The 15,063-nt window shown below is 72.6% G+C and carries 13 protein-coding genes; 9 read left to right on the top strand and 4 right to left on the bottom strand.

The annotated features are described in order from the left end of the window. The first annotated feature begins 61 nt into the window (after positions 1 to 61). Entirely contained in the window at positions 62 to 3,016 is a 2,955-nt protein-coding gene (locus tag K4B79_RS16720) for an SdrD B-like domain-containing protein (protein ID WP_232027382.1), read from the top strand. A 108-nt stretch (positions 3,017 to 3,124) separates the two neighbouring features. Beyond that, positions 3,125 to 3,904, top strand: a complete 780-nt coding sequence (locus K4B79_RS16715) for a hypothetical protein (protein WP_232027381.1) — start codon at positions 3,125 to 3,127, stop codon at positions 3,902 to 3,904. Positions 3,905 to 3,933: 29 nt separating this feature from the next. Here the strand turns inward: K4B79_RS16715 and K4B79_RS16710 are convergent, their stop codons facing one another. Beyond that, positions 3,934 to 5,268, bottom strand: a complete 1,335-nt coding sequence (locus K4B79_RS16710; RefSeq protein WP_232027380.1) for a right-handed parallel beta-helix repeat-containing protein — start codon at positions 5,266 to 5,268, stop codon at positions 3,934 to 3,936. A gap of 23 nt (positions 5,269 to 5,291) precedes the next feature. Between K4B79_RS16710 and K4B79_RS16705 the strand changes: the two genes are divergently transcribed. Further along, entirely contained in the window at positions 5,292 to 6,407 is a 1,116-nt protein-coding gene (locus K4B79_RS16705) for a Dyp-type peroxidase (RefSeq protein ID WP_232027379.1), read from the top strand. Here K4B79_RS16705 and K4B79_RS16700 read toward each other — a convergent pair. Next, positions 6,322 to 7,098: a L,D-transpeptidase family protein gene (locus K4B79_RS16700; protein ID WP_374208475.1), complete on the bottom strand. Its 777-nt coding sequence runs from the start codon at positions 7,096 to 7,098 to the stop codon at positions 6,322 to 6,324. The genes K4B79_RS16705 and K4B79_RS16700 overlap by 86 nt on opposite strands. A 141-nt stretch (positions 7,099 to 7,239) precedes the next feature. On the opposite strand from K4B79_RS16700, the gene hemW reads away from it, so the two are divergent. Continuing rightward, positions 7,240 to 8,472: a radical SAM family heme chaperone HemW gene (gene hemW, locus K4B79_RS16695; protein ID WP_232027378.1), complete on the top strand. Its 1,233-nt coding sequence runs from the start codon at positions 7,240 to 7,242 to the stop codon at positions 8,470 to 8,472. 234 nt (positions 8,473 to 8,706) lie between these two features. Here hemW and K4B79_RS16690 read toward each other — a convergent pair whose 3' ends face one another. Both K4B79_RS16690 and K4B79_RS16685 read right to left on the bottom strand, forming a co-directional pair. Further along, on the bottom strand, positions 8,707 to 9,516 hold the full coding sequence (locus tag K4B79_RS16690) for a DUF3097 domain-containing protein (RefSeq protein WP_232027377.1): 810 nt from the start codon (positions 9,514 to 9,516) through the stop codon (positions 8,707 to 8,709). A 31-nt stretch (positions 9,517 to 9,547) separates the two neighbouring features. Then, positions 9,548 to 10,279 carry an MBL fold metallo-hydrolase gene (locus tag K4B79_RS16685; protein ID WP_232027376.1) on the bottom strand — a complete coding sequence of 244 codons (732 nt, stop codon included), beginning with the start codon at positions 10,277 to 10,279 and terminating at the stop codon, positions 9,548 to 9,550. 173 nt (positions 10,280 to 10,452) lie between these two features. On the opposite strand from K4B79_RS16685, the gene hrcA reads away from it, so the two are divergent. The 5 genes from hrcA (at position 10,453) to K4B79_RS16660 (ending at position 14,958) form a co-directional block, all read left to right on the top strand. Then, positions 10,453 to 11,469, top strand: coding sequence for a heat-inducible transcriptional repressor HrcA (gene hrcA, locus K4B79_RS16680; protein WP_232027375.1), 1,017 nt, complete (start codon positions 10,453 to 10,455; stop codon positions 11,467 to 11,469). Further along, on the top strand, positions 11,470 to 12,606 hold the full coding sequence (dnaJ, locus tag K4B79_RS16675) for a molecular chaperone DnaJ (RefSeq protein ID WP_232027374.1): 1,137 nt from the start codon (positions 11,470 to 11,472) through the stop codon (positions 12,604 to 12,606). 99 nt (positions 12,607 to 12,705) lie between these two features. Further along, positions 12,706 to 13,782, top strand: a complete 1,077-nt coding sequence (locus tag K4B79_RS16670) for a nitronate monooxygenase (protein ID WP_232027373.1) — start codon at positions 12,706 to 12,708, stop codon at positions 13,780 to 13,782. Further along, positions 13,779 to 14,534 (top strand): 16S rRNA (uracil(1498)-N(3))-methyltransferase, encoded by a 756-nt coding sequence (locus K4B79_RS16665; RefSeq protein WP_232027372.1) that lies wholly within the window; start codon positions 13,779 to 13,781, stop codon positions 14,532 to 14,534. The genes K4B79_RS16670 and K4B79_RS16665 overlap by 4 nt, the downstream gene beginning before the upstream one ends. Before the next feature lie 31 nt (positions 14,535 to 14,565). Then, a complete protein-coding gene (locus K4B79_RS16660) occupies positions 14,566 to 14,958 on the top strand; it encodes a VOC family protein (RefSeq protein ID WP_232027371.1) in 393 nt (130 codons plus the stop codon). The last annotated feature ends 105 nt before the right edge of the window (positions 14,959 to 15,063 follow it).

Here is a 15,063-nt window from a genome sequence, read left to right as displayed (position 1 = left end):
AGTAACTCTTCACACTTTCTATACATGAATCTGGGGGCCGTTTTCACGAGACGAGGAAAGCGTGCTGCACAGAAACTGGAAAGCGACAGGGCTGGGCGGAATCAGCCTGGCCCTGCTGGCGGCCGGGACGGTGGCCGGCTCTGTCGGCGCGCCGACCGCACGGGCCGCCGGCACCGGCGACGGCAAGGTGACCGTCCGGGTGGTCACCGAGGTGGACGCCGACGGAACCTACGACAGCGTCCTGGAACCCGGACTCGCCGGCGTCAAGGTCACCCTGACCGACGACGCCGGTACGAGCCTCACCGCGACCACCGCCGCCGACGGCACCGCGGTCTTCACCCCGGCGACCTCCGCCCTGCTGGGCGGCAAGTACCGGATCCAGGTCACCAACCCGGACCCGGGCACCCTCTCCGAGGCGGTCGCCGGCCTCGGCACCGGCGCGGACGTCATGCGCAGCGCGGTCGGCTTCGTCGACGTCGGCGGCGGGAAGAACGTCACCTACACGACCGGGTTCTGGGACCCGGACCAGTACTGCCAGGAGAACCCGACCCTGGTCACCTGCGGGCTGGCCAAGGCCGACGCGACAGGCAAGTACGGCCTGGTGTCCTTCCTCGGAGACGTCACGAACACCCCGCCCGGCGGTACGTTCACCCAGCTCACCGACACCACCAAGCAGCAGGCGGTCTTCGGTATCGGGACGGACCGCACCGGCAACGTGTTCATGGGAACGCTGGTCAAGCGGCACACCGCGTACGGCCCGGCGGGCGCGGTCAACGCGATCTACCGCTACAACGCGACCAGCAAGGCCGTCACGACCTTCACCACCCTGCCCGGCACGCTGACCGCGCACGACAGCGCCAACAACTACCTCAACGACAACGCCGTCTACCCGAAGGTGGGCCGCGAGGGCCTCGGTGACGTCGACGTCTCCGGGGACGGCAAGACCCTCTACGCCGTCAACCTCAACGACTCCAAGCTGTACACCGTGCCCCTCCAGGGCACCGGCAACGCCGTCACCGCCGGCACGCCGACGTCGTACGCCGTCCCGAAGCCGGCCACTTGCGTCGGCGACTGGCACCCGTACGGCCTCGGCGTCCGCGGCGGCCGGGTGCTGGTCGGCGGGGTCTGCGGCGCCGAGACGACCGTGACCACCGCCGCCCCCTGGGGCGACCCGTCCAAGCTCAGCGCACACGTGTACGAGTTCAAGGCCGGCATGTTCGCCCCGGTCTTCACCTACGCGCTGAACTACCCGCGCGGCTGCGCCTACCGCTTCACCGGCGCTCCCGCCACCAACTACCGCTGCACCGACATGACCACCGTCGGCCAGCGGATGAGCGGCCTGTGGGAGGCCTGGAACCAGCGGGTCCCCGAGCGCGAGGAGCACAGCTTCGTCTCCGCCCCGCAGCCGATCCTGTCCAACATCGAGATCGCCGACAACGGCGACCTGATCCTGGGCATGCGCGACCGCTTCGGTGACATGCAGGGCCACCTGACCTACCGGTACAACACCACGACCGAGCTCTCCTCGGGGCTGGCCGCCGGTGACGTCCTGCGCGCCTGCAAGTCCGGCGCGGGCTACACGCTGGAGAACAACGCCGGCTGCGGCATGCTCACCGGCAATCTGCCCGGCAACAAGCTCGGCCCGGGCAACGGCGAGTTCTACAACGACCTCACCGTCCTCGGCGACGCCCAGCACGACCAGATCGGCGAGGGCGGCACGGTCCTCCAGCCGTACCGCAAGAAGCTGTGGAGCACGGTCTACGACCCGTTCACCAACCGGGCCTACGAGCAGGGCGTGCGCCGCTGGAACTCCGAGAACGGGGCCGTCGCGGGCGACATCACCTTCGGCTCCTCGTACGACGCCTCGCTCTTCGGCAAGGGCAACGGCCTCGCCGACCTGGAGCTCCTGTGCGACCAGGCGCCCGTCCAGATCGGCAACCGGGTCTGGTACGACTCCGACGGCGACGGCGTCCAGGACCCGTCCGAGCCGCCGATCGCCGGAGTGGTGGTCACGCTGACGGCGCCGGACGGCACCAAGCTGACGACCAAGACCGACGCCAACGGCGAGTACTACCTCGGTACCGCCCAGGGCCTGAAGCCCAACACCGCCTACAAGGCCACCTTCGACTACAGCGGCATCGACCCGAGCAAGCTCCCGGGCGCCCCGAAGCTCGCCGAGCTCAAGTGGACGGTCCGGGGCGCCGGTTCGAACACGGCGATCGACTCGGACGTCGACTCAGCCGGTGCCACCGGCGTGCGCGTCGGCGACCCCGGCCACGTCGACCACGACATCGACGCGGGCCTGGTCGGTCCGGTCAACAAGCTGGGCGACTACGTCTGGTACGACACCGACGGCGATGGCATCCAGGACCCGGACGAGAAGCCGGTGCCGGGTGTCACCGTGAACCTGGTCGACCCCAAGACCGGCAAGGTCATCGGGACGACGAAGACCGACGACAAGGGCAAGTACCTCTTCGACGGGCTCGCCGACGGTTCGTACAAGGTGTGCTTCGTGAAGCCGGCCGGCTACCTGTGGACCAAGCAGGACGCGGGCAAGGTCGGCGACGACTCCGTGGTGGACCCCGCCACCGGCTGCTCCCCGGTCGTCACCCTCGGCCCGGGCAAGCGCCAGGACCTCACGCTCGACGCGGGCCTGGTCAAGGCGCTGGGTCTGACGGTCCTCAAGACCGACGCCAAGACCAAGAAGCCGCTGGGCGGCGCGGTGTTCCAGCTGTGGCGCGACAGCAACGGCACGTCCGGGCTGCAGCGTCAGGGCGCCAAGAAGGACACCCTGGTCGACGACTGCGTCACCTCGAACCAGGGCAGGTGCGCCTTCGGCGGCCTCCCGGCCGGCACGTACTACCTGGTCGAGACGGACGTCCCCGAGGGCTACGTCCTGCCGAAGAAGCCGGTCTCCGGGCCGTACGCGCTCACCCTCAAGAACGCGGCGACCGGCGACGGACTGGTCGTGAAGATCGCCAACAAGCGCGGGGAGCCGTGCAAGGGCAAGTGCTGACACCCCGGCACTGACACCCAGCGCTGACACCCCCACGGGGGTGAACCCCGGGCGGGCCGCCCACCGGTGTGGACCGGTGGGCGGCCCGCCCGCGTGTAGAGACGTGCCATGCGCATCAAGGCGAAGACCAAGGGGCTCGCGGCGGCCGGCGGAGCCCTGCTGGCGGCGGGCGGCCTCACCGCCGTACTCCTGACAGCGACCGGGACTGGTGCCGGGACCGGGACCGGCTCCGACGACGGTCCGCGTGCCCTCTCGGCGCCCGAGGCCCAACGCATGGCCCTGACCCGCTTCCGCACGTACCGGGCGAGCCCGTCGGCCGTCACGCTCCGCGCGGCCACGCCGTCCGGGGCGACCGTGGTCCGCGCGGTGGTCGATCACCGTAGGCATCGGGCGGTCGGGGCGTACGAGGCCGGGGACGCGCGGGGACTGCTGGCGTGGGATCCGGCGGGGGTGGCGGTGGCGGACGCCCCGGGCGACCGGGGCGGGGACGTGGTCCGGGCCGCGCGGGAGGTGCGGGAGCGGGCGTGGGTGCGGCGGGCGTATGCCGGAGGGCCGCTCGACGTCGGGCTGCGGCTGGTGCTGTCCCTCGCGTCCGACCGCCCCGACAACGCCCAACTCCTCGCGCAGTCCGGCCCGTTGTGGCTGCGGGGCGAGCGCATCGGCGGTCGCTCCTACGACGTCTTCAGCGGCCCGCGCCCCCGGCCGCGGGGCACCGGCGGCTCACCGTCAGGCCGCTCTCCGCTGGCGTACTGGATCGACGCCGACGGCAACCTGCGCCGGCTCACGGCGGATCTCGGAACCGGGCGGACGGTGACGGTCGACGTGACGGCGGGCCGGGTGCCGGGGAGGGTGCCGGAGGAACCCTGGAAGGGCGCCACCGGTCGTTGACCGGCCCCGGGCTCGGAGCGGGGGCCGTGTCACCCCCGCCCCGGCAACGGATACGCCCCGGGATCCACCCGGCCCGGCAAATTCGTCGCCGGTCGCGGGGGCTCGGTCGTGCCGCCCGGCCGGTTCGGCTGGGCGGGCGGGGCCGGGGCGTCCTGGAAGGAGATGCCCGGTGGCGCCTGGACGGGGCGGGCGCGGCCGAGCGGGAGGACGCCGCTGCCCGGTTCCGCGGGCACGGGCGCCTCGGCACGTCGGGTGGCGCGGCCGCACGCGGCGAGAACGGCCAGACGCGCCGGGCTGGTGCGCGAACCGCCGTTGTCCGTGAAGCAGTTGCCCGCCGGGGCGCCCGTCGCCAGGACCAGGTCCGTGCCGTTGCCGTCGACCCGGTTGCCGCGGACCGTGTTGTCCCGGGCCGGGTAGCCCTGGACGTCGGAGAGCAGTACGCCCGCCGAGCGGTTGCCGGTGACGAGGTTGCGCTCGATCAGGTTGCCGCGTCCGCCGCCCGCGCCGATCCCGATGCCGAAGCCGCCGTCGGCCTGCTCGGGGCTGCGGTCGTCGTTGTTGTCGGTGAGCGTGTTGCCCACGATCACCGCGTCGTGCTGGGGTCCGAGCGCCTCCAGGTCGTTGGAGTTGAGGGTGAGGCCCACCCGGTTGCGCGAGGCGCGGTTGCCCAGCAGATACAGCCGCTCGGAGGCGTTCGTCACCTCCAGGCCCACCGCGTTGTGCTCCACCGTGTTGTGCCGGACCACCGTGTCGCAGGGCCGGCACTGGCCGACGTAGACACCGGAGTCGGCGTGCCCGGAGGCGTAGGAGTGCTCGATGACACCGGCGCGGGCGTCGAAGGCGTAGATGCCGTAGAGGGCGTTGTTGTACGCCGTCACGTACGAGGCCCGGAAGCCCTTCAGCGGCGGGAACCTCACCGTGTCCAGCGGGTCGTACGCCGATCCGCCCGCGCCCACCCCCTGGAACCGCTCGTCCGTCACCCCGGTGAACAGCACGCCGTTGGCGAGGTGGTTGCGGACGGTCAGGTTCTCCACGACCGCACCGGCGCCCGTGACGGTGATGCCGTTGGACCGCTCGAACTCCCCGTCCACGACGACCGTCGAGCGGGCGGTGCCGCGCAGCACCACGCGCGGCTTGGCCACGGTGACGCTCTCGCGGTAGACGCCGGGGGAGACCAGGACCAGGCCGCCGGGGCGCACCCGGTCCACCGCCCGCTGGAGCGAGCCGGTGTCCTGCGGGACCCGGACGACGGCGGCCCCGCCGGTACCGCCCTGCGCGCCGCCGGGGGAGCCGGGCGCGCACGCGGCGAGCGCGGCCAGGAGCGAGGTGAGCAGCAGGAGGCGCGGGAAACGGTTCGATCGCACGCCGCAGATGTATCGTCCCGTTCGTGCCCAAGGCAACGGATGCCGGATTCAACACGCTTGATGTGATTTACGACAGTGCGCCGGCTCGCCGGAGTGTCCTCGCCGCCGCAGGCGCCGGACTCGCGGCGACCGCCTGTACGCGGGCCGACGGCGACCCTGCCGGGCGCAGGGGACCCGGCCGGCACGGCGCGCGGCAGGACGGTGTGACCACGGCGCAGCAGCGGAACGCGCTCGTCCTCGCCCACGACCTCGACCCCGCGCTGCGCGGCGCGGAGGGCGTCCGGGCCCTGAAGGCGGTCCTGTGGGGGTGGAGCCGTGTCCTCGCCGGTGGCGGTCGGCCCGCCTCGCTCACCGCCACCGTCGGCATCGGCCCCCGCCTCCCCGCCCGCCTCGGTCTTCCCGTCCCCGCCGGTCTGCGGGAGCTGCCGCCCTTCCCCGGCGACCGGCTCGACCCCGCCCACTGCGGCGGCGACCTGATCGTCCAGCTCTGCGCCGACGACGCCCGGATCCTGCGGCGGACGGCTCTCCGGCTCGCCGAGGAGGAGCCCCTGCGCCCGCGCTGGAGCCAGGCGGGCTTCCTGCCGCCCGCCCCGCCCGGCGCCACGCCCCGCAACCTGCTCGGCTTCAAGGACGGCAGCTCCAACCCGACCCCCGAGGAGTGCGAGCGGTGGGTGTGGAAGGGGAACGCCACCTTCCTCGTCGTACGCCGGGTGCATCTGCGGGTGGCGGAGTTCGGGCGGCTCGCCACCGACCGTCAGGAGGCGGTCATCGGGCGGCGGCGGGCCGACGGTGCTCCGCTGGGCGGTGGCCGGGAGGAGGACGAGGTGGACATCTTCGCCAAGACCGAGCGGGGCCGGTACGTCACCCCGCTCGGCTCCCACGCCCGCGCGGCCAGCCCCCGGCTCGACGCGGGCGCCCGGATGCTGCGCCGCGGCTACTCCTACGACAACGGCCCCGACGACCGCGGCCTGCTCTTCCTCGCCTTCATGAGGGACCCGAACCTGTTCGTGCGGGTGCAGCGGCGGATGGCCGCGCAGGACGAGCTGAGCCGGTTCAGTGAGCACCGGGGGTCGGCGGTGGCGTACGTGCTGCCCGGGGCCCCACGGGGAGAGCGTCTCGGAGCAGGCTTCCTGCCCTGAGGCGGCGCTCGGTGCCGGGCTTCTCGCCCCACACGTACACCGCGTCGTCCTGGGCCAGCGCGTCCCACAGCCGGCGCGCGTCGTCCAGCCGCAGGTTCACGCAGCCGTGCGAGCCGCCCTGGAAGAGGTCGTTGTACGTGCCGTGGAAGGCCTGTCCGTTGCTGAAGAACTGCGAGTACGGCATGGGCGCGTTGTCGTACAGGTCCGAGTAGTGGTCCCGCGCGCGCCAGTAGACCGAGAACCAGCCGGTACGGGTCTCGTAGCCGTCGCGGCCCGAGCGGATCGGCACCGGCGCGAACGTCACCCGGGTCCCCACCTGCACCCACATCAGCTGCCGGGTCAGGTCCACGCAGGCGATCCGGTAGGAGCGGACGGGGCAGTTCCCGGCCGCGTTCGGGTTCGGGCGGGCCTCGACGACCCGCATCGTGCGGTACGTGGCGAGACCGGCGTAGCCGTCGGCGGGCCGTACGCCGTTGCGGGTCTGGAAGGCGCGGATCGCCTCGCAGTCGGTGGGGGTCTGTCGGCCGTCCACCGGGAGTCGCAGATACCGCTCCATCTCACGCTGGTAGGGGCCGGTCCCGGCCGTGCAGGGCACCGCCGGATGCGGGGTGGCGGCGACCGGGGGCGCGAGCGTCGGCAGCAGGGCGCCCGCGAGCGCCGTGGCAGCGGTGAGAAGTCCGGATATGCCCACGTCGGCCTCCTGACTCGGGGTGGGTTTCCAGCAAAACGGCACCGCCGTCCGCGCGGTCGCTCCTGCTGGGCCATCCGGGTCCGGGGCGGGCGTACGGGACGGCATCCGGGGCCGGTCCCGGCGTGCGGGACAATGGGGGACATGCCTTCCGCACTCCCCGACGGCGAGCCCGTGCCCGACGACGGCGCCCTGCCCGCGTCGGCGCTCGCCGGGGCGGCCGACCGGCCCCTCGGGTTCTATCTGCACGTCCCCTACTGCGCGACCCGCTGCGGGTACTGCGACTTCAACACCTACACGGCCACCGAGCTGCGCGGCACCGGTGGTGTCCTCGCCTCCCGCGACAACTACGCCGACACCCTCGTCGACGAGATCCGCCTCGCCCGCAAGGTGCTGGGCGACGATCCGCGCGAGGTCCGTACGGTGTTCGTCGGTGGCGGTACGCCGACGCTGCTGGGCGCCGGTGATCTCGTACGGATGCTGGGGGCGATCCGCGACGAGTTCGGGCTGGCGGCCGACGCGGAGGTGACCACCGAGGCGAATCCGGAGTCGGTGGATCCGGCGTATCTGGCGGCCCTTCGGGAGGGCGGCTTCAACCGGGTCTCCTTCGGAATGCAGAGCGCCCGGCAGCACGTGCTGAAGGTCCTGGACCGTACGCACACGCCGGGGCGGCCGGAGGCGTGCGTCGCCGAGGCCCGGGCGGCGGGGTTCTCCCATGTGAACCTCGATCTGATCTACGGCACGCCCGGCGAGTCCGACGACGACTGGCGGGCCTCGCTGGAGGCGGCGATCGGGGCCGGGCCGGACCATGTGTCGGCGTACGCGCTGATCGTCGAGGAGGGGACGCAGCTGGCCCGTCGTATTCGTCGCGGCGAGGTTCCGATGACCGACGACGACGTGCACGCGGACCGGTATCTGTTCGCCGAGTCCGTGCTGTCCTCGGCCGGGTTCGAGTGGTACGAGGTGTCGAACTGGGCCACCTCCGATGCGGGGCGGTGCCTGCACAACGAGCTGTACTGGCGGGGCGCCGACTGGTGGGGGGCCGGGCCTGGGGCGCACTCGCACGTGGGCGGGGTGCGGTGGTGGAACGTGAAGCATCCCGGGGCGTATGCGGGGGCGCTGGCGGCGGGGCGGTCGCCCGGGGCCGGACGGGAACTGCTCTCGGACGAGGACCGGCGGGTGGAGCGGATTCTGCTGGAACTGCGGCTTCGGGAGGGGGTGCCGTTGTCGCTGTTGCGGGAGGAGGGGCTTGCGGCTTCCCGGCGGGCGCTGTCCGGGGGGCTGCTGGATGAGAGGGCTTACGGGGAGGGGCGTGCGGTGCTGACTCTGCGGGGGCGGTTGCTGGCGGATGCGGTGGTTCGGGACCTGGTGGACTGAGGGGTTTCGCCCCCGCCGCCCCTACCCGTCCCATCCCTGGGGGCTGCGCCCCCAGACCCCCGCTGTCGGCCCTGAAGGGGCCTCGTCCTCAAACGCCGGACGGGCTGGAGGGTGCGGGCTCGTTCTCATGCGCTGGACGGGCTGGAGGGTGCGGGCTCGTTCTCATGCGCCGGACGGGCTGGAGGGTGCGGGCTCGTTCTCATGCGCCGGACGGGCTGGGAACGTCCGGCGTGCTCACTTCGGTGCCGTGACGAAGTCGATCAGTTCCTCCACTCGGCCCAGGAGTTCCGGTTCCAGGTCCTTGTACGAGGTGACGCGCTTCAGGATGGCCTGCCAGACCGCGCCCGTGTTGTCCGAGGGCCAGCCCAGGGCACGGCACACGCCTGTTTTCCAGTCCTGGCCGTGGGGGACGCGGGGCCAGGACTGGATGCCGACCGCGGAGGGCTTCACGGCTTCCCAGATGTCGATGTAGGGGTGGCCGACGATCAGGGCGTGTTCGCTGGTCACCGCGGCGGCGATGCGGGACTCCTTGCTGCCGGGGACGAGGTGGTCCACGAGGACGCCGAGGCGGGCGTCGGGGCCGGGGGCGAAGTCGGCGACGATGGCCGGGAGGTCGTCGACGCCCTCCAGGTACTCCACGACGACGCCCTCGATGCGCAGGTCGTCGCCCCAGACCTTCTCGACCAGTTCCGCGTCGTGGCGGCCCTCGACGTAGATGCGCCCGGCGCGGGCCACGCGGGCGCGGGCGCCGGGGACGGCGACCGAGCCGGAGGCCGTACGGGAGGGGCGGGCCGGAGCGGCGGACGCGGGCCGGACCAGGGTCACCACGCGGCCCTCCAGGAGGAAGCCGCGCGGCTCCAGGGGGAACACGCGGTGCTTGCCGAAGCGGTCCTCCAGGGTCACCGTGCCCGCCTCGCAGCGGATCACCGCGCCGCAGAAGCCGGTGCCGGGCTCCTCCACCACCAGGCCGGGCTCGGCGGGGACCTCGGGGACGGGCTTGGGCTTCTTCCAGGGAGGGGTCAGGTCGGCGGAGTACTGGCGCATTCGAACGACGATAGGAGAACTCGATCCCCGGTCAGCGCGACACGCCGAAACGCGCCGCCAGGGCGTCCCGTTGCGCCCGGACGAACGCCGCGTCCACCACCGCTCCGTGACCGGGCACGTACAGCGCGTCCTCGCCGCCGAGCGCCAGCAGCCGGTCCAGCGCGGCCGGCCACTGCGACGGTACGGCGTCCGGGCCCGCCTGCGGTGCGCCGGACTCCTCGACCAGGTCGCCGCAGAAGACCACCTCGGGCGAGCCGGGGACCAGCACGGCGAGGTCGTGGGCGGTGTGACCCGGGCCGACGTTCGCCAGGAGCGCCTGCCGGCCGCCGCCCAGGTCGAGGGTCCACTCGCCGGAGACGAGGTGGCGGGGCGGCACCAGCGCGTCGGCGGCCTCGTCGGCCAGGCCTGCGTCCAGCCCGTTGCGCACCGCGTCCTCGCGCATCTCCTCGCGGCCGTGCCGGCCGCCGAGCACCGCGTCGACGCCCACCGCGCCGAACACCTCGGCGCCCGCGAAGGCGGCCGTACCGAGGACGTGGTCGAAGTGGGGGTGGGTGAGGGCGACATGGGTCACACGGTGGCCGGACAGCCGCTCAGCCTGCTCCCGCAGCCGCGCGCCCTCCTCCAGGCTCGACCCGCTGTCGATCAACAGGGCCGTGCCCTCGCCCACGACCAGTCCCGTCGTGCAGTCCCAGCCCGGCAGCCGGCACCGCCCCACACCGGCCGCCAGCCGCTGCCACCCGCACTCTTCCCAAGTCACGCTCATACCGCGACGCTAACCAAAAGGGCACCGCCGAGCACGACATCGCAGGACCGGCCTTGCCCGGGGCGTACCCCACGGCCGTACACTGGGCCGGGGAACGCTGGCACTCGGATGTGAAGAGTGCCAGGCGAGGCACCCAGGGGACTGGGGGACGACATTCCGGAGGTGAGCGCGACGTGCTGAGTGAACGCAGGCTTCAGGTGCTGCGCGCCATCGTCCAGGACTACGTCGGCACCGAGGAGCCGGTGGGGTCGAAGGCCCTGACGGAGCGGCACAACCTGGGCGTCTCCCCGGCCACCGTGCGCAACGACATGGCGGCCCTGGAGGACGAGGGGTTCATCGCCCAGCCGCACACCAGTGCCGGGCGGATCCCCACGGACAAGGGCTACCGGCTGTTCGTCGACAAGCTGGCCGGCGTCAAGCCGATGAGCGCGCCCGAGCGGCGTGCCATCCAGAACTTCCTCGACGGTGCCGTCGACCTCGACGACGTCGTGGCCCGGACCGTGCGGCTGCTCGCGCAGCTCACACGTCAGGTCGCCATCGTGCAGTACCCCTCGCTGACCCGTTCGACGGTGCGGCACGTCGAGCTGCTCTCACTCGCCCCCGCGCGGGTGATGCTCGTGCTGATCACCGACACCGGCCGGGTCGAGCAGCGGATGGTGGACTGCCCGGCGCCGTTCGGCGAGGCCTCGCTCGCGGATCTGCGGGCGCGGCTCAACAGCCGGGTCGCGGGACGCCGCTTCGCCGATGTCCCGCACCTGGTCGAGGACCTGCCCGAGGGTTTCGACATCGAGGACCGGGGCACGGTCACGACGGTGCTCTCCACTCTCCTGGAGACGCTCGTCGAGGAGAACGAGGAGCGGCTGATGATCGGCGGCACCGCCAATCTCACCCGCTTCGGACATGACTTTCCCCTCACGATCCGGCCCGTCCTGGAGGCATTGGAGGAGCAGGTCGTGCTCCTCAAACTCCTTGGTGAGGCCGGGGATTCGGGCATGACCGTACGCATCGGTCACGAGAACGCCTACGAGGGACTCAACTCCACGTCCGTGGTCTCGGTCGGCTACGGTTCGGGCGGCGAGGCAGTCGCCAAGCTCGGCGTGGTCGGACCGACCCGCATGGATTACCCGGGAACGATGGGAGCGGTACGCGCAGTGGCACGGTACGTCGGACAGATCCTGGCGGAGTCGTAAGTGGCCACGGACTACTACGCCGTTCTCGGCGTGCGCCGCGACGCGTCGCAGGATGAGATCAAGAAGGCGTTCCGTCGGCTCGCACGCGAGCTGCACCCGGACGTCAACCCCGATCCGAAGACCCAGGAGCGGTTCAAGGAGATCAACGCCGCCTACGAGGTGCTCTCGGACCCGCAGAAGAAGCAGGTCTACGACCTCGGCGGCGACCCCCTCTCGCAGGCGGGCGGCGGAGGCGCGGGCGGCTTCGGCGCCGGTGGCTTCGGGAACTTCTCGGACATCATGGACGCCTTCTTCGGTACGGCGTCCCAGCGCGGTCCGCGCTCGCGCACGCGGCGCGGCCAGGACGCGATGATCCGGCTGGAGATCGAGCTCGACGAGGCGGCCTTCGGCACCACGAAGGACATCCAGGTCGACACGGCGATCGTGTGCACCACCTGCAGTGGTGAGGGCGCGGCGCCGGGGACCTCGGCCCAGACCTGTGACATGTGCCGCGGTCGCGGTGAGGTCTCGCAGGTGACGCGGTCCTTCCTCGGCCAGGTCATGACCTCGCGGCCCTGCCCGCAGTGCCAGGGCTTCGGCACGGTCGTCCCGACGCCGTGCCCGGAGTGCGCCGGTGACGGCCGGGTCCGCTCGCGGCGCACCCTGACGGTGAAGATCCCGGCCGGTGTGGACAACGGCACCCGGATCCAGCTCGCGGGCGAGGGCGAGGTCGGCCCCGGCGGCGGCCCCGCCGGCGACCTGTACGTCGAGATCCACGAGCTGCCGCACGCGCAGTTCCAGCGGCGCGGCGACGACCTGCACTGCACGGTCACGCTGCCGATGACGGCGGCGTCCCTCGGCACCAAGGTCCCGCTGGAGACGCTGGACGGCCTGGAGGAGGTCGACATCCGGCCCGGCACCCAGTCCGGCCAGTCGATCCCGCTGCACGCCCGGGGCGTCACCCACCTGCGCGGCGGCGGGCGCGGCGACCTCATCGTCCACGTCGAGGTCCAGACCCCGACCAAGCTCGACCCCGAGCAGGAACGCCTCCTCCGCGAACTGGCCAAACTCCGCGGCGAGGAACGGCCCCAGGGGCAGTTCCAGCCGGGGCAGCAAGGGCTGTTCTCGCGGTTGAAGGACGCGTTCAACGGCCGCTGACGCGAGTCGGGGCGCGCGTTCAACGGCCGCTGACCGGCGTCGCGGGACGGGTGCCAGGGTCGATTCGGAGTTGTCCGGAGGACGTGACAACATGCCGTCATGTCCTCCGCACTGACCGATCTCCTCCCCCACCCGATCGTGCAGGCCCCGATGGCGGGCGGCGTCTCCGTACCGCATCTGGCCGCCGCCGTCGCCGAGGCCGGCGGGCTGGGGTTCCTGGCCGCCGGGTACAAGACCGCCGACGGTATGTACCAGGAGATCAAACAGCTGCGGAGCCTGTCGAACCGTCCCTTCGGCGTGAACCTCTTCATGCCGCAGCCGGAGTACGCGGACCCGGCGGCCGTGGACGTCTACGCCCACCAGCTGGCCGGTGAGGCCGGCTGGTACGAGACCGAGCTCGGTGACCCGGACAGCGGCCGTGACGACGGCTACGACGCCAAGCTCGCGGTGCTGCTGGACAACCCCGTGCCGGCGGTCTCCTTCCACTTCGGCGTCCCGAGCCGGGAGGTGCTGGACTCCCTGCGCCGCGCCGGAACCGTCACGCTGGTCACCGCGACCACCGCCGAGGAGGCCCTCGCCGTGGAGCGGGCCGGCGCCGACGCGGTGATCGCGCAGGGTATCGAGGCGGGCGGCCACCAGGGCACCCACCGGGACGTCCCGGAGACCGACGGCTCCGCCATCGGACTGCTCTCCCTGGTCGCCCAGATCCGCGAGACCGTGAACATCCCGATCGTCGCCGCGGGCGGCATCATGCGCGGCAGCCAGATCGCCGCCGTGCTCGCCGCGGGCGCGAGCGCGGCCCAGCTCGGTACCGCGTTCCTCGCCACCCCCGAGTCCGGCGCGCACGCCGTGCACAAGCAGGCGCTGACCAACCCCCTGTTCGTCCGTACGGAGTTGACGCGGGCCTTCTCCGGCCGCCCGGCCCGCGGCCTGGTCAACCGCTTCCTGCGCGAGCACGGGCCCTACGCCCCCGCCGCCTACCCGGAGGTCCACCACCTCACCTCGCCGCTGCGCAAGGCGGCCGCCAAGGCGAGCGACCCGCAGGGCATGGCGCTGTGGGCGGGACAGGGGCACCGCATGGCCCGGGAGCTGTCGGCGGGGCGGCTGGTGGAGGTCCTGGCCGCCGAACTCGACGCGGCCAAGACAGCGTTGTCGACCAAGGGCGAGCTGCGATGACCGCCCCGGTGTTCGTGGTCGAGCACGTCCCCGACGCCGGTGCGAGCGGCGGACAGTACGTCCTCGACGGCCCCGAGGGACGGCACGCGGTCTCCGTGAAGCGGCTGCGAGCCGGTGAGGAGGTCGTCCTCACCGACGGCGCCGGGCGCCACGCGGTGTGCGAGGTGATCGGCACCGAGGGCAAGGACCGGCTGATCCTCCACATGACCACCGTCTCCGAGGAGCCCCCGGAGTCCCCCCGGATCACCGTCGTCCAGGCCCTCCCCAAGGGGGACCGGGGGGAACTCGCCGTCGAGACGATGACCGAGACCGGCGTCGACGCGATCGTCCCGTGGGCGGCCTCCCGGTGCGTCACGCAATGGCGGGGCGACCGCGGCCTGAAGGCGCTCGCCAAGTGGCGGGCCACCGCCCGCGAGGCCGGCAAGCAGTCCCGCCGGGTGCGCTTCCCGGAGGTGGCGGACGCGGCGACGAGCAAGCAGGTTGCCGCACTTCTCGCCAAAGCCGACTTCGCCGCCGTCCTGCACGAGGACCGCGACTACGGCAGCGAGCCGCTGGCGACCGCCGAACTGCCCGCCGAGGGCGAGATCGTGCTGGTCGTCGGCCCCGAAGGAGGCGTCTCCCCCGAGGAGTTGGCGCTCTTCGAGGAGGCGGGTGCGAAGGCGTACCGCCTGGGCCGTACCGTGCTGCGTACATCGACCGCCGGCACCGCGGCGACGGCCCTGCTCCTCGGCCGCACCGGACGCTGGTCCTGAACACCTGGTCCCGCCCCTCTGGAGAACGGCCGTGGAACTCGCCCAAGTACGCCTCCTCGTCACCGACTTCGCCGCCTGTTACCGCTTCTACGCCGAGGTCCTCGGCCTGAAGCCCCAGTCGGGGGCGGCGGAGGGTCCGTACGAGAAGTTCAGCCCCGCCACCGGCTCGGCGGGCATCGCCCTCCAGGACCGGGCCATGATGGCCGAGGTGCTGGGCGAACTGGGCGACACGGCCACCGGCCACCGCTCCCTGGTCGTCCTGCGCGTCGACGACCTGGACGCCTACTGCGAGCAGATCGCCGCGCGTGGGGCGGTCCTCCTGCACGGCCCCGCCCCGATGACCGACCGGATGCGCGTCGCCCACCTCAAGGACCCGGAGGGGAACCTGGTGGAGTTGCAGGAGTGGCTGCTGCTGCGCGGCTGAGGAGTGCTCCGTCGACCCTCGGTGGCTGGTCGCCACGGGGGCATGTCGTCCGGACGGCGGGGCGCGCGCATGGCCGTATGCGCCCTTCCGCGTCGGGCACGACGG

Origin of the sequence: Streptomyces lincolnensis (assembly GCF_021173675.1) — a bacterium.
GTDB lineage: Bacteria > Actinomycetota > Actinomycetes > Streptomycetales > Streptomycetaceae > Streptomyces > Streptomyces lincolnensis_B.
This window is presented reverse-complemented; position numbering and strand designations above follow the sequence as displayed.